Origin of the sequence: Ralstonia sp. R-29, assembly GCF_049913345.1 — a bacterium.
In the GTDB taxonomy this organism is placed as follows: domain Bacteria; phylum Pseudomonadota; class Gammaproteobacteria; order Burkholderiales; family Burkholderiaceae; genus Ralstonia.
Map to the genome: position 1 here is coordinate 3,362,733 of NZ_CP184377.1, position 12,680 is coordinate 3,375,412.

Annotated in this window: 13 protein-coding genes; 1 reads left to right on the plus strand and 12 read right to left on the minus strand. The window is 63.2% G+C overall.

Translation table 11 applies throughout. The features are described 5' to 3' along the window. Positions 1-38: 38 nt before the first annotated feature. From atpG to ACN9M1_RS15880, 12 genes are all read right to left on the minus strand, one after another. On the minus strand, positions 39-914 hold the full coding sequence (atpG, locus tag ACN9M1_RS15825) for a F0F1 ATP synthase subunit gamma (RefSeq protein WP_426395840.1): 876 nt from the start codon (positions 912-914) through the stop codon (positions 39-41). Between the two features lie 64 nt (positions 915-978). After that, entirely contained in the window at positions 979-2,520 is a 1,542-nt protein-coding gene (atpA, locus tag ACN9M1_RS15830; RefSeq protein ID WP_426395842.1) for a F0F1 ATP synthase subunit alpha, read from the minus strand. A gap of 72 nt (positions 2,521-2,592) precedes the next feature. Next, positions 2,593-3,129 carry a F0F1 ATP synthase subunit delta gene (locus tag ACN9M1_RS15835; RefSeq protein ID WP_252683590.1) on the minus strand — a complete coding sequence of 179 codons (537 nt, stop codon included), beginning with the start codon at positions 3,127-3,129 and terminating at the stop codon, positions 2,593-2,595. A gap of 2 nt (positions 3,130-3,131) precedes the next feature. Further along, entirely contained in the window at positions 3,132-3,602 is a 471-nt protein-coding gene (locus ACN9M1_RS15840) for a F0F1 ATP synthase subunit B (protein WP_048935665.1), read from the minus strand. 107 nt (positions 3,603-3,709) lie between these two features. Continuing rightward, a complete protein-coding gene (atpE, locus tag ACN9M1_RS15845; protein ID WP_013204713.1) occupies positions 3,710-3,976 on the minus strand; it encodes a F0F1 ATP synthase subunit C in 267 nt (88 codons plus the stop codon). 83 nt (positions 3,977-4,059) lie between these two features. Further along, complete coding sequence (gene atpB / locus ACN9M1_RS15850) at positions 4,060-4,941, minus strand: F0F1 ATP synthase subunit A (protein ID WP_426395845.1); 882 nt, start codon at positions 4,939-4,941, stop codon at positions 4,060-4,062. Between the two features lie 235 nt (positions 4,942-5,176). Further along, the gene (locus tag ACN9M1_RS15855) at positions 5,177-5,761 is read right to left on the minus strand and encodes an ATP synthase subunit I (RefSeq protein WP_426395847.1); all 585 of its coding nucleotides are present in this window, start codon (positions 5,759-5,761) and stop codon (positions 5,177-5,179) included. A 334-nt stretch (positions 5,762-6,095) separates the two neighbouring features. Continuing rightward, entirely contained in the window at positions 6,096-7,010 is a 915-nt protein-coding gene (locus tag ACN9M1_RS15860) for a ParB/RepB/Spo0J family partition protein (protein ID WP_426395849.1), read from the minus strand. 17 nt (positions 7,011-7,027) lie between these two features. Continuing rightward, the gene (locus ACN9M1_RS15865) at positions 7,028-7,813 is read right to left on the minus strand and encodes a ParA family protein (protein ID WP_426395851.1); all 786 of its coding nucleotides are present in this window, start codon (positions 7,811-7,813) and stop codon (positions 7,028-7,030) included. A 37-nt stretch (positions 7,814-7,850) separates the two neighbouring features. Further along, positions 7,851-8,519 carry a 16S rRNA (guanine(527)-N(7))-methyltransferase RsmG gene (gene rsmG, locus ACN9M1_RS15870; protein WP_426395853.1) on the minus strand — a complete coding sequence of 223 codons (669 nt, stop codon included), beginning with the start codon at positions 8,517-8,519 and terminating at the stop codon, positions 7,851-7,853. Further along, on the minus strand, positions 8,519-10,468 hold the full coding sequence (mnmG, locus tag ACN9M1_RS15875; protein ID WP_426395855.1) for a tRNA uridine-5-carboxymethylaminomethyl(34) synthesis enzyme MnmG: 1,950 nt from the start codon (positions 10,466-10,468) through the stop codon (positions 8,519-8,521). The genes rsmG and mnmG overlap by 1 nt, the downstream gene beginning before the upstream one ends. Before the next feature lie 172 nt (positions 10,469-10,640). Then, positions 10,641-11,579, minus strand: coding sequence for a LysR substrate-binding domain-containing protein (locus ACN9M1_RS15880; RefSeq protein WP_426395857.1), 939 nt, complete (start codon positions 11,577-11,579; stop codon positions 10,641-10,643). Between the two features lie 85 nt (positions 11,580-11,664). Between ACN9M1_RS15880 and ACN9M1_RS15885 the strand changes: the two genes are divergently transcribed. Beyond that, on the plus strand, positions 11,665-12,678 hold the full coding sequence (locus tag ACN9M1_RS15885; RefSeq protein ID WP_426395859.1) for an aldo/keto reductase: 1,014 nt from the start codon (positions 11,665-11,667) through the stop codon (positions 12,676-12,678). The last annotated feature ends 2 nt before the right edge of the window (positions 12,679-12,680 follow it).

Consider the following 12,680-nt stretch of genomic DNA (forward strand, 5'->3'; position numbering starts at 1 on the left):
ATTTGTATCTCCAATAACTTAATGCTTTGCCGTGGGCGTCAGACCGCTGCCGCGCCGCTGACGATTTCGGACAGTTCCTTCGTGATCGCTGCCTGACGGGTCTTGTTGTAGACCAGTTGCAGTTCGCCGATCACGTTCTTCGCGTTGTCCGAAGCCGCCTTCATTGCCACCATCCGGGCCGATTGCTCGGAGGCCATGTTCTCGGCCACCGCCTGGTACACCAGCGCCTCGACGTAGCGGATCAGCAGCTCGTCGACCACCGTCTGCGCGTCCGGCTCGTAGATGTAATCCCACGAGTAGGCCTGCTTCTCGGCGTCGCTCTGCGTCAGCTTGTCAGCGGTCAGCGGCAGCAGCTGCTCAACCACCGGCTCCTGCTTCATCGTGTTGATGAAGCGGGTGTATGCGAGATACACAGCGTCGATCTCACCAGCGTTGAACGCGTCGAGCTGGACCTTGATCGCGCCGATCAGCTTTTCCAGATGCGGCGTGTCGCCCAGATGCATGACGTTGGACACAACCTTTGCACCGATGCGGCCCAGGAACTGCGTGCCCTTGGTACCGATGGCGGTCGCTTGTGTCTCAACGCCCTTGTTCTGCAGGTCGCGCAACTGGTTGGTCACGGCGCGCAGCACGTTGGTGTTCAAGCCACCGCACAGGCCCTTGTCCGTCGTCACCACGATCAGGCCGGCACGCTTGACTTCGCGCTCCACCATGAACGGGTGCTTGTACTCCGGATTGGCCTGCGCCATGTGCGCAGCCACATTGCGAATCTTCTCGGCATACGGGCGGGCAGCACGCATCCGTTCCTGCGCCTTGCGCATCTTGGATGCGGCGACCATTTCCATCGCCTTGGTGATCTTGCGCGTGTTTTGCACGCTCTTGATCTTGGTGCGGATTTCTTTTGTTCCGGCCATTTCACTCTCTCCGTTCAGATCTGACCGCGCAGGCTAAGCACGGTCAGCTCCAGGAATGACGCGGTTAGAACGCGGCGGACTTCTTGAAATCCTCGATCGCGGCACGCAGAGCGGCCTCATCGTCCTTCGACAGATCCTTCGTATCTTCGATGCGGTTGATGAGATCGGCGTACTTCGTCTTCAGCGTGTCGTGCAGGCCCTTTTCGAAAGCCAGGATGTCCTTCACGTCCACGTTGTCGAGGAAGCCGTTGTTGGCTGCGTACAGCGACGCGGCCAGCTGCCACACTTGCAGCGGCTGGTATTGCGGCTGCTTGAGCAGTTCGGTCACGCGGCGGCCGCGCTCGAGCTGCTTGCGGGTCGCTTCGTCCAGGTCGGAAGCAAACTGCGCGAACGCAGCCAGTTCACGGTACTGGGCCAGGTCGGTACGGATACCACCGGACAGCTTCTTGACGACCTTGGTCTGCGCAGCACCACCCACACGCGACACCGAGATACCGGCGTTGATAGCGGGGCGAACACCAGCGTTGAACAGGTCGGTTTCCAGGAAGATCTGGCCGTCGGTAATCGAGATCACGTTGGTCGGCACGAACGCGGACACGTCGCCGGCCTGCGTTTCGATCACGGGCAGTGCGGTCAGCGAACCGGTCTTGCCCTTGACTTCACCGTTGGTGATCTTTTCGATGTGGTCAGCGTTCACACGGGCAGCACGCTCCAGCAGACGCGAGTGCAGGTAGAACACGTCGCCCGGGTAGGCTTCACGGCCCGGCGGACGGCGCAGCAGCAGCGAAACCTGACGGTACGCCCAAGCTTGCTTGGTCAGATCGTCATACACGATCAGGGCGTCTTCACCGCGGTCGCGGAAGTATTCGCCCATCGTGCAGCCGGCGTAGGCCGACAGGTACTGCATGGCAGCGGAGTCGGAAGCGGCAGCAGCCACCACGATCGTGTATTCCAGCGCGCCGTGCTCTTCCAGCTTGCGCACCACGTTGGCGATCGTCGAAGCCTTCTGGCCGATTGCCACGTACACGCAGAAGATGCCCTTGCCCTTCTGGTTGATGATGGCGTCGACGGCCACGGCGGTCTTGCCGGTCTGGCGGTCGCCAATGATCAGCTCACGCTGGCCGCGGCCGATCGGCACCATTGCGTCGATCGACTTCAGACCGGTCTGCACCGGCTGGCTCACCGACTGACGTGCGATCACGCCAGGGGCGACCTTCTCGATCACGTCCGTCTTCTTGGCGTTGATCGGGCCCTTGCCGTCGATCGGCTGGCCCAGCGCGTTGACCACGCGGCCCAGCAGTTCCGGGCCAACCGGCACTTCCAGAATGCGGCCCGTGCACTTGACTTCCTGGCCTTCGGAAATGTGCTCGTAGTCACCCAGGATCACGGCGCCGACGGAGTCGCGCTCGAGGTTCAGCGCGAGGCCGAACGTGTTGCCCGGGAATTCCAGCATTTCGCCTTGCATCACGCCCGACAGGCCATGAATGCGGCAGATACCGTCCGTCACGGAGATGACCGTGCCGGTGTTCTTTGCGTCAGCGCCAGCCTTCAAGCCCTCGATACGGGTCTTGATCAGGTCGCTGATCTCGGAGGGGTTCAGTTGCATCGAATGCTCCTAATTCTTCAATCTGGTTCGCGGGCGGCGTCTCGTCGATTTAGCCGGCCACACGAAACAGCATTACGCGGCGGTCAGCGCAGACTGCATCTGCGTCAGGCGCGCGCGCACCGAGGTGTCGAGCACTTCGTCGCCAATCTGCACACGCACGCCGCCGATCAACGAAGGATCGACGCTCACGTGAGCCTGCAGCTTCTTGCCGAACTTGCGTTCGAGCGTGGCGACCAGTTCGGTCAGAGGCGCGCCCTCAAGCGGGAACGCACTGGTGATCTCGACGTCGGCGGCGCCTTCGCTGGCATTCCGCAGCACATGGAATTGCGCGGCAATTTCCGGCAGCAGCGACAGGCGCTTGTTGGCCACCAGCAGGCCAACCAGTTCCTTCGCCTCATGCGATGCCGGAGATTTCAACGCCGACAGGAAGATCCCCGCCACATCGGCTTTGGAGAGCTTCGGATCATCGGCGACTGCCTTCATGTCGGGCACGGCGGCAATTTGCCCCATTTCCGACACGAGCTCAGACCATGCACCCAGATTGCCGGCCTTCGCCACGCGGAACAGCGCCTCTGCGTACGGACGGGCAACGGTTGCGAGTTCTGCCATGATTACAGCTCAGCCTTGAGTTGATTGAGCAGATCGGCATGGACCTGCGCATTGACTTCACGCTTGAGGATCTGCTCGGCGCCCTTGACGGCCAGCGTGGCAACCTGGTCACGCAGCGATTCACGCGCGCGCACGGTTTGCTGCTCGGCTTCTGCCTTGGCTTGCGCGATGATGCGCGCGGCTTCGGCTTGGGCGTTTTGCTTGATCTCGTCGGCGCTCATCTGGGCACGCTTTTCAGCGTCCGCGATGCGCTGCGCGCCTTCATTGCGCGCTTCGGTCAGTGCCTGCTCGACCCGCTTGTTGGCCAGCTCCAGCTCAGCCTTGCCCTTATCGGCAGCGGCCAGGCCATCGGCAATTTTCTTCGCGCGTTCGTCGAGCGCCTTCACCAGGGGCGGCCAAATGAATTTGGCAACAACCCACCACAGGATGAAGAACACGACCATCTGCGCGACGAGTGTGGCGTTCAGGTTCATGGTGTGTTCCTTTCGGTATTGAGACTACGGATCAATGCACGAAGCGGCGAGGGTCACGCGTTGCGTTTCACCCTGGCCGCCTCCGGCATCATGCAGACCGAAAAGACTTAGCGGATGACCGACAGCAGCGGGTTGGCGAACGCGAACAGCATGGCCACACCAACGCCGATCAGGAATGCCGCGTCGATCAGGCCAGCCAGCAGGAACATCTTGGTTTGCAGCGGGTTCATCAGTTCAGGCTGACGTGCGCAGGCTTCGATGTACTTGCCACCCATCAGTGCGATGCCGAGGCAGGCGCCGATGGCACCCAGGCCGATGATGATGCCGATACCGATGGCGGTCAGACCTTGGATGTTGGCGAGAAATGCTTGCATGATGACTCCCTTTTACGTGAAAGACTAAGAACTTGAGAACTTGAAAAAATCAAACGGAACCGGAGAACCTGAACCGCAACTACTTAGTGGTGTTCATGTGCCTGGCCGATATACACCAGCGTCAGCATCATGAAGATGAAGGCTTGCAGCAGCACGATCAGGATGTGGAAGATCGCCCACACTGCACCAGCCACCACGTGACCCACGAAACCCAGCGCCGACGTGTCAGCACCGAACGTCCAGACCGAGCCAAGCAGCGCGATCAGCAGGAACACCAGTTCGCCCGCGTACATGTTGCCGAACAACCGCATGCCCAGCGACACAGCCTTGGCGAGGAATTCAATGATGTTGAGGATCAGGTTGAACGGCGCGAGGTACCACTTGGCGCCAAACGGGGCGGAGAGCAGCTCGTGTGCGAAGCCGCCCGCACCCTTGATCTTGAAGCTGTAGTAGATCATCAGGATCAGCACAGCGAACGACATGCCGAAGGTGCCGTTCAGGTCGGCCGTGGCCACCGCGCGGTGGTGCGGCACGTGCATACCGAAGGTGCCGAGAAGGTGGTTGACGCCCGTGACCCAGTCCACCGGGATCAAGTCGACCGCGTTCATCAGCGTGACCCACACGAAGACCATCAGCGCCAGCGGAGCAATCCAGGAACGATCGCCGTGGATGATGCCCTTGGCCTGGTCGTCGACCATCTCGACGACGAGTTCAACGAAGGCTTGGAAACGACCGGGAACGCCAGAGGTGACACGGCGCGCGGCCATGGCGAGGAAGATGATGCCGATGGCGCCCATCAACACGGACCAGAACATCGTGTCCCAGTTGATGACGGAGAAGTCGACGACGGAGGCTTGCTTGCCACCGATGCTATTGAAATTCTGCAAATGCTCCGCGATATACGCGGAAGGCGTGAGAGCGTGCTCGGCGGCGTGGCCGGCGGCTTCTGCGACTTCAGTTGCCATGATGATTCAGTCCAATATTGCGAAACATTCTTCGTGACCTGTTCCAACTCGCGCCCGATGCTCCACAGGTTGCCCCGGAGATCGCGGACTGCACGCGGCCTGAACATGCCACCTTATTCTTGCGGAGTGTCAGCGCAATGAACCGGGGCCTCTCCTGCCGCTCGGTCTTGCCATCTTCCGACACCTCGCTCGCACCTGCTGCATGGCGGCAGGTTTGGGGCCCATCATCACGCCGTCAGCGCAATGCGAGACCAACCCAGTACATCTTGAGCGCCAGGATCAGTGTGATCAGCAAGGGCGGCCAATGCAGCCCCTTGAACATCACCACCACGATCACCAGCAACGCGACCGTGCCGAGCACCTTGATCGCTTCGCCCACCACCAGCCGGGCGATAGATTCGAACCCCTTGGCCGTCGACAGCCGCATCGCGAACCATGCCGAAGGCACTACGCACACGCCGCCACCCAACAGGGCCGACAGCGCAGCCTCATTTGCATCCTTCGCGGCTGACGCAGCGCCCGTGCCTGCGAACCAACTGCCGACATACCAACCGAGCGCGCACAACAGTGTGATGGCCAACTGGCCGAGCACGATGGAAAGCGGCGTGATGCGCGAAGCCCGCAGTGCCTGTTCGCCGAACATGGCCACCGCTTCGTCATGCGAAAGCACATGCACCGGCGGTTCCGCCTTCTCTGCGTCGTCGTCCCAATCAGCAGGCTTCGGAGCCTGCGCCGACTGAGGTCGGGCGGCTTCTAACGAAGCGTAAGAATCGGACCGTCGACGGTTGGCTGGCTGCATGGAAGAATGGTCTTTCATCATGCCGCACCGCTTTGGGTCAGGCGGATTTAAAACCGCACGATTTTACGGGACATGGTGTTCGCCAGTCAACGCGCAAGCGAACGGTCGTGCGGGCGCCTTCGACAGCACTTTCAGTCGTTGCGTTCTTCGCTCGGACTGCAATGACGTGCTGTTGGCGGGGCACCGAATCCGCCTGATTACGGCGGTACCCCGTCGATTCCATGATGGCGTCGACCGCGCACAGCGTCGATGACGTAGAAGGTAATCGCACCAAGTTGGTGCGGCTCAGTGCTTGGAGATGGCGTAGCTAGGCGGCTTAGCTCCCCTGCGGCAAACTGTCGCAGGCCGCGCAGGTTCAAGCTGCCGCTTCGTCGTCGCCGTCCGGGCGCAAACGCGCGAGCAGACCATCGAACTCATCGAGGCTGGCGAACTGCACGGTCAACTGGCCGCGCCCTTTGGCCGCCAGCTTGATCTGCACGCCCAAGCCGAGCGTGTCTGCCAACTCTTCTTCCAAGCGGGCGACATCTCGGCCAGCCTGATGGCCGCCCTTCTGCTTGAGCGATTTCAGCTCGAACGGCTTGAGCGTCAGTGCGACGAGCTTCTCCGTTTCGCGCACCGACAGGCGCTTGTTGACGATCTGGTTGGCCAACAGGATTTGCGTCGCGCTATCCACGGCAAGCAGCGCACGGGCGTGACCCATATCGATATCGCCGGCCATCAGCATAGTCTGCACGGGCTGGGCGAGGTTGAGCAGCCGCAGCAGATTCGACACGGCACTGCGCGAACGCCCCACCGATTCCGCCGCCTGCTCATGCGTGAACTGGAATTCACGCACCAGGCGCGCAATGCCCTGCGCTTCTTCCAGCGGGTTGAGGTCTTCGCGCTGAATGTTTTCGATCAGCGCCATGGCAGCGGCCGACTCGTCCGGCACGTCCTTCACCAGCACCGGCACTTCGGTCAGACCGGCGAGGCGCGAAGCGCGGAAGCGGCGCTCACCCGCAATGATTTCGTACTTGGGCTTGGGGCCGTCGGACTCAATCTTGCGCACCAGGATCGGCTGCATGAGGCCCTGTGCGCGGATGCTCGCGGCCAGCTCCTGCAACGCGCCCTCGTCCATGCGGGTGCGTGGCTGGTACTTGCCCGGCTGCATCTGCTCGAGCTTCAGCACGGTCGGCGTGCCCTCTTGCTTGAGGGTTTCGACAATCTCAGCGGGACTGCCCAGCAGCGCTTCGAGGCCGCGGCCCAATCCCTTTTTCTTCATCGTGCTCATTGTTGTTCCTCTTGCGCTCAGGCTGGCTGCTCGGCCATGTGCCGCACGCGCGCGATCATCTCGGCGCCGAAATCCAGGTAGGCCTTGGCGCCCTTCGACGCAGGGTCGAACGCCACGCCCGGCATGCCATACGACGGCGCCTCGGCCAGGCGTACGTTGCGCGGGATCATCGTCTTGAAGACCTTGTCCCCAAAGTGCGACTCGAGCTGCGCCGACACCTGCTGCTGCAGCGTCACGCGCGGGTCGAACATCACACGCAACAGGCCGATCACCTTGAGATCGCGGTTCAGGTTGGCGTGCACCTGCTTGATCGTGTTGACCAGATCCGACAGCCCTTCGAGCGCGAAGTACTCACATTGCATCGGTACGACCACACCGTGCGCCGCGCACAAGCCGTTCAGCGTCAGCAGCGACAGTGATGGCGGGCAATCGATGAGGACGAAGTCGTATTCGGCATCCACCTCGGCCAGCGCAAGCTTGAGGCGGTTTTCGCGATGCTCCAGGTCGACCAGTTCGACTTCGGCGCCGGCGAGATCACGGTTAGCCGGCAGGACATCGTAGCGGCCCGCTTCCGAGCGTTGACGCGCCTGCGGGATGGTCGCCAAGCCAACCAGCACCTGATAGACGCTGAATTCCAGCGTGTGCTTGTCGATGCCCGAGCCCATCGAGGCATTGCCCTGCGGGTCGAGGTCGACCAGCAGCACGCGCTGGCCTTGCGCAGCCAGGCCTGCGGCGAGGTTCACCGTGGTGGTGGTCTTGCCGACCCCACCCTTCTGGTTGGCGATCACGAAAATATTCGACATGACTCCTCTGCGGTGAATGACTCGCTACAACGTTCACTCACGCCGACGGCGCGAGGATGATCAGGTGACGCTCGGCCGGCAGCCCCGGCACGGTCAGGCGTTCGATGGCTTCGACGGTCCAGCTGGCGGGCAGACGTTCGATTTCAGCATCCGGGCGCACGCCCTTCATGGCGACCATGCGGCCGCCCGCGGCCAACAAATGGCCGGCCAGATTGACGAAATCGACCAGCTCGGCAAAGGCGCGCGACGTGATCACGCCGTAGCCAGTCGCATCGGCCAGCTTTTCCACGTGGCCCCAATGCGATTGGGCATTCGTCAGACCGAGTTCGGCCCGGCATTGCGTCAGGAAGGCGGTCTTCTTCTGAACGATGTCGACCATCGTGACGCTCACATCCGGGAAGGCGATGGCGAGCGGGATACCGGGCAGGCCGCCACCGGAGCCGACGTCCAGCACGCGCGGCGCATCGGGCTGCGCGCGGCGCGCCAGTTCAGCAATGCGCGACACGGCCGACAGCGAATCCAGCAGGTGATGCGTGAGCATGTCGCCCGCATCGCGGATGGCCGTCAGGTTATAGACGCGGTTCCACTTGGCCAGCAGCCCCTGGTACGCCAACAGCCGATCCAGCTGCACATCGTCGAGCGACAGGCCAAGTGCGCGGGCGCCGGCTTCCAGTTCCAATCGGGCGTCGGTCAGTGCATTCGCCATCAAGCGGCCTCGCCTTCTTCCGTCGTACGCGGGCCGACTTGGCCGCGCAGCACACCCTTCTTCAGGTGCACCAGCAGCAGCGACACCGCCGCCGGCGTGATGCCAGAGATACGCGACGCCTGCCCGATGGTCTCGGGCTTGTGCTTGGCCAGCTTCTGCTGCACTTCGATCGACAAGCCGCGCACCTGCGAGTAGTCAAAATCGGCTGGCAAACGAGTGTTCTCGTTCGCGCCCAGGCGCTCCACCTCGTCCGCTTGGCGGGCGATGTAGCCGTGGTATTTGATGCCGATCTCGACTTGTTCGCGGACCAACTCGGCCTCAAGCGGGTCTTCGGCCAATGGTGCTTCGGGCGCGTACTTACCGCCCTGCATGTCCATCAGCGATTCGTACGTCACGTTCGGGCGGCGCAGCAGATCGGCCAGCGCATATTCGCGCTCGATGCCCTTCCCCAGTACTGGCTCGGCGTCCGCCAACGGCAACGTTGCCGGATTCACCCAGGTCGACTTCAGCCGCTCTGTTTCACGTGAAACAGCGTCGCGCTTGCGGTTGAATGCGTCCCAACGTGCATCGTCGACCACACCAAGCTGGCGGCCGGCTTCGGTCAGGCGCATGTCGGCGTTGTCTTCGCGCAGGCTCAGGCGGAATTCGGCGCGGCTGGTGAACATGCGGTACGGCTCGGTCACGCCACGGGTGATGAGGTCGTCGACGAGCACGCCCAGATAGGCTTGGTCGCGGCGCGGCGTCCAGGCATCCTTGCCCTGCACTTGCAGACCGGCGTTGATACCGGCAAGCAGACCTTGGGCAGCGGCCTCTTCGTAGCCGGTCGTGCCGTTGATCTGGCCGGCGAAGAACAGACCGGAAATCGCCTTGGATTCCAGCGAGGCCTTCAGCCCGCGCGGGTCGAAGTAGTCATATTCGATGGCGTAGCCGGGGCGCAGGATGTGCGCATTTTCCAGGCCGCGCATCGAGTGGATCAGGTCCAGCTGCACGTCAAACGGCAAGCTGGTCGACACCCCGTTCGGGTAGAACTCGTTGGTCGCCAGGCCTTCCGGCTCCAGGAAAATCTGGTGGCTGTCCTTGCTGGCGAAGCGGTGGATCTTGTCTTCGATGCTCGGGCAGTAGCGCGGCCCCACCCCTTCGATCACGCCCGTGTACATCGGCGAGCGGTCCAGCCCGGCGCGGATGATGTCGTGCGTACGCTCATTCGTGTGCGTGACCCAGCACGGTACTTGGCGCGGATGCATGTCCGCACGGCCCATGAACGAGAACACCGGCACCGGATCGAGGTCACCCGGCTGTTCTTCCAGCACCGAGAAATCGATGGTCCGGCCATCAATCCGGGGGGGCGTACCGGTCTTCAAGCGCCCTTGCGGCAGCTTCAATTCCTTCAGGCGCGCCGACAGCGACACCGCCGCCGGGTCGCCCGCGCGGCCACCGGTGTAGTTGTTGAGGCCCACGTGGATCTTGCCGTCGAGGAACGTCCCGGCCGTCAGCACCACGGCGCGTGCACGGAACTGCACACCCACCTGCGTCACTGCCCCAACCACGCGATCGCCTTCCACCAGCAAGTCTTCGACGGCCTGCTGGAACAGCATCAGATTCGGTTGGTTTTCCAGGCGATGGCGGATCGCCGCCTTGTACAGCACACGGTCCGCCTGAGCACGGGTGGCGCGCACGGCCGGCCCCTTGCTGGAATTGAGGATGCGGAACTGGATCCCGCCCTCGTCCGTGGCGATGGCCATGGCCCCGCCCAGCGCATCCACTTCCTTGACCAGATGGCCCTTGCCAATGCCCCCGATCGACGGGTTGCAGCTCATCTGCCCCAGCGTCTCGATGTTGTGCGTCAGCAGCAGGGCCTGACAACCCATGCGCGCCGCCGCTAGGGCGGCCTCGGTGCCGGCGTGTCCGCCGCCCACCACGATCACATCGAATTCAATTGGATACAGCATGGCTTCCTCCTCGCGTGGAGGCATCGGAAATTTGGAGAAGCGGAATTATAAGTCGCGCAGCTACCCCACAGTTCGACGATGCGGCAATCGAGGCGAAATTCAGCCGCATTTCGTGTTTCACGTGAAACATGCAGCGCTCGTTCCGCAGTGTTTGTGTTTCACGTGAAACACATCAAAGTGCTGGCGGATCGCCAGCGCGGGTGCGGAGGAAGTCGATGAAGCTGCGCAGCTTGCCCGGCATCTGCGGCGTGCGCGGGAAATAGAGATGAAAGCGGTACATGGTCGGGCACCACGCTTCGAGCACACGGACGAGGCGTCCGGTCGCCAAATCCTCGGCGACGAGGTCTTCCAGCACATGCGCCAGGCCAATGCCCTGCCGCGCTGCGCCGACCATCGCCAGCACGTCGTTGGTCACGAGGCCGCCCGCCACATCCACGGTCTGGATCGCCCCGCCCGGCCCAGGCTCGCCGAACTCCCACGCGTATAGCGCGCCGCTGCTCGGAAAGCGGTAGCGGATACAGCGATGCTCACGCAGCGCGTCGGGCGATTCCGGTGTGCCGTGCGACTGGAGATACGCCGGGCTGCCGACCACCGCAATGCGCCGCGCCGGCCCGATCGGCACACTGACCATGTCGCGCTCCACACGCTCACCAAAGCGGATGCCGACATCGAACCGGTCTGCAACGAGGGCGGACAGACCATCGTCGACCGACACTTCGAGCTCGATACGCGGATAACGCGACAGAAACGCCGCCAGCGCCGGCTCCAGCACGGCTTGGTACGCCACCCGCGACGCCGTCACGCGCAAGGTGCCGCGCGGCTCGGTGGCGCGTTCGCTCACTTCCGCCATGGCGCCGTACAGCGCATCGAGACTCGGCCGCGCCACCGCGAGCAACGCCTCCCCCGCCTCTGTCACGCTCACCTGTCGCGTGGTGCGCGCAAGTAGCTGCGCCCCCAGTGCCGATTCCAACCGCCGGATCGTCTGCGACAACGCCGATGTCGACACGTCCAACGCTGCCGCGGCATGCGTAAAGCTGCCGGCCTCGGCCACGCGCCGCAGCGCGTCGAGCGCTGGCAACAGGTCCGGATCGATTGTGAATGTGGCCTTCATAGTGCTTGCGATTCTATCCACTTAATCCGCCCGGCGACGCTGCCTAGACTGGCGACTCCTCTCCTCACCTCACAAGGACATCGCCATGCAAACACGACAACTTGGCCAATCCGATCTGCACATCTCCCCTTTGGGTTTCGGCACGTGGGCCTCGGGCGGCGGCAACTGGGAATACGGCTGGGGCGGGCAGGATGACGGCGACACCCTCCGCGCCATCGCAGCCGCCGCGCATGCCGGCATCAACTGGATCGACACGGCTGCCGCCTATGGGCTGGGCCACGCAGAAGCGGTGGTCGGGCGCGCGCTGCGCGAACTGCCCGCAGACCTGCGCCCGTACGTGTTCACCAAGGGTTCGCTGGTGTGGGACGCGCAGGGTCGGATTTCGCATTCGCTCGACCCCGCATCGCTTTCACGTGAAATCGACGAGAGCCTGCGCCGCCTGAACGTGGACGCGATCGACATGTACCAGATCCACTGGCCGGCCTTCCCGCCGGGTGCGCCGGCGCAATCGATCGAAGCTGCCATCGCGGCGCTGGACGCGGCGCGCAAGGCGGGCAAGATTCGCCACATCGGCGTGTCGAACTTTGATGCGGCACAGCTGGAACGCGCACGCTCGGTGGCGCCGATTGCGTCCCTGCAGCCGCCCTACTCGCTGCTGATGCGCGGCATTGAAGCGTCGATCCTGCCGTACACGGCGGCCCATGGCATCGGCAACATCGTGTATTCGCCACTGCAATCGGGGCTGCTGTCGGGCCGCATGACGCGCGAGCGCATTGCCGCGCTGCCAGCCAACGACTGGCGCGCACAGCGCAGCCCCGAATTCCAGGAGCCCAACCTGACACGCAATTTGGCGCTGGTGGAAGTGCTGCGTGGCGTGGGCGCACGGTACGGCAAGACGCCGGCGGAAGTCGCCATCGCGTGGACGCTGCGCAAGCCGGTGGTCACGGGCGCCATCGTCGGTGTACGGCGGCCGGATCAGCTCGATGGCCTGCTCGGGGCGGCAGACCTGAAGCTGAGCGACGCCGATCTCGCCGAGATTCAAGCCGCCCTGCCCGAAGGCAACGCGGCGCCTGTACCGCAAAGCGTGGTCGAAGCCTGAGC

Coding starts and splice junctions, on each gene's coding strand:
- atpG (WP_426395840.1), bottom strand. CDS start 914: ATGGCCGGAACAAAAGAAATCCGCACCAAGATCAAGAGCGTGCAAAAC.
- atpA (WP_426395842.1), bottom strand. CDS start 2,520: ATGCAACTGAACCCCTCCGAGATCAGCGACCTGATCAAGACCCGTATC.
- ACN9M1_RS15835 (WP_252683590.1), bottom strand. CDS start 3,129: ATGGCAGAACTCGCAACCGTTGCCCGTCCGTACGCAGAGGCGCTGTTC.
- ACN9M1_RS15840 (WP_048935665.1), bottom strand. CDS start 3,602: ATGAACCTGAACGCCACACTCGTCGCGCAGATGGTCGTGTTCTTCATC.
- atpE (WP_013204713.1), bottom strand. CDS start 3,976: ATGCAAGCATTTCTCGCCAACATCCAAGGTCTGACCGCCATCGGTATC.
- atpB (WP_426395845.1), bottom strand. CDS start 4,941: ATGGCAACTGAAGTCGCAGAAGCCGCCGGCCACGCCGCCGAGCACGCT.
- ACN9M1_RS15855 (WP_426395847.1), bottom strand. CDS start 5,761: ATGATGAAAGACCATTCTTCCATGCAGCCAGCCAACCGTCGACGGTCC.
- ACN9M1_RS15860 (WP_426395849.1), bottom strand. CDS start 7,010: ATGAGCACGATGAAGAAAAAGGGATTGGGCCGCGGCCTCGAAGCGCTG.
- ACN9M1_RS15865 (WP_426395851.1), bottom strand. CDS start 7,813: ATGTCGAATATTTTCGTGATCGCCAACCAGAAGGGTGGGGTCGGCAAG.
- rsmG (WP_426395853.1), bottom strand. CDS start 8,519: ATGGCGAATGCACTGACCGACGCCCGATTGGAACTGGAAGCCGGCGCC.
- mnmG (WP_426395855.1), bottom strand. CDS start 10,468: ATGCTGTATCCAATTGAATTCGATGTGATCGTGGTGGGCGGCGGACAC.
- ACN9M1_RS15880 (WP_426395857.1), bottom strand. CDS start 11,579: ATGAAGGCCACATTCACAATCGATCCGGACCTGTTGCCAGCGCTCGAC.
- ACN9M1_RS15885 (WP_426395859.1), top strand. CDS start 11,665: ATGCAAACACGACAACTTGGCCAATCCGATCTGCACATCTCCCCTTTG.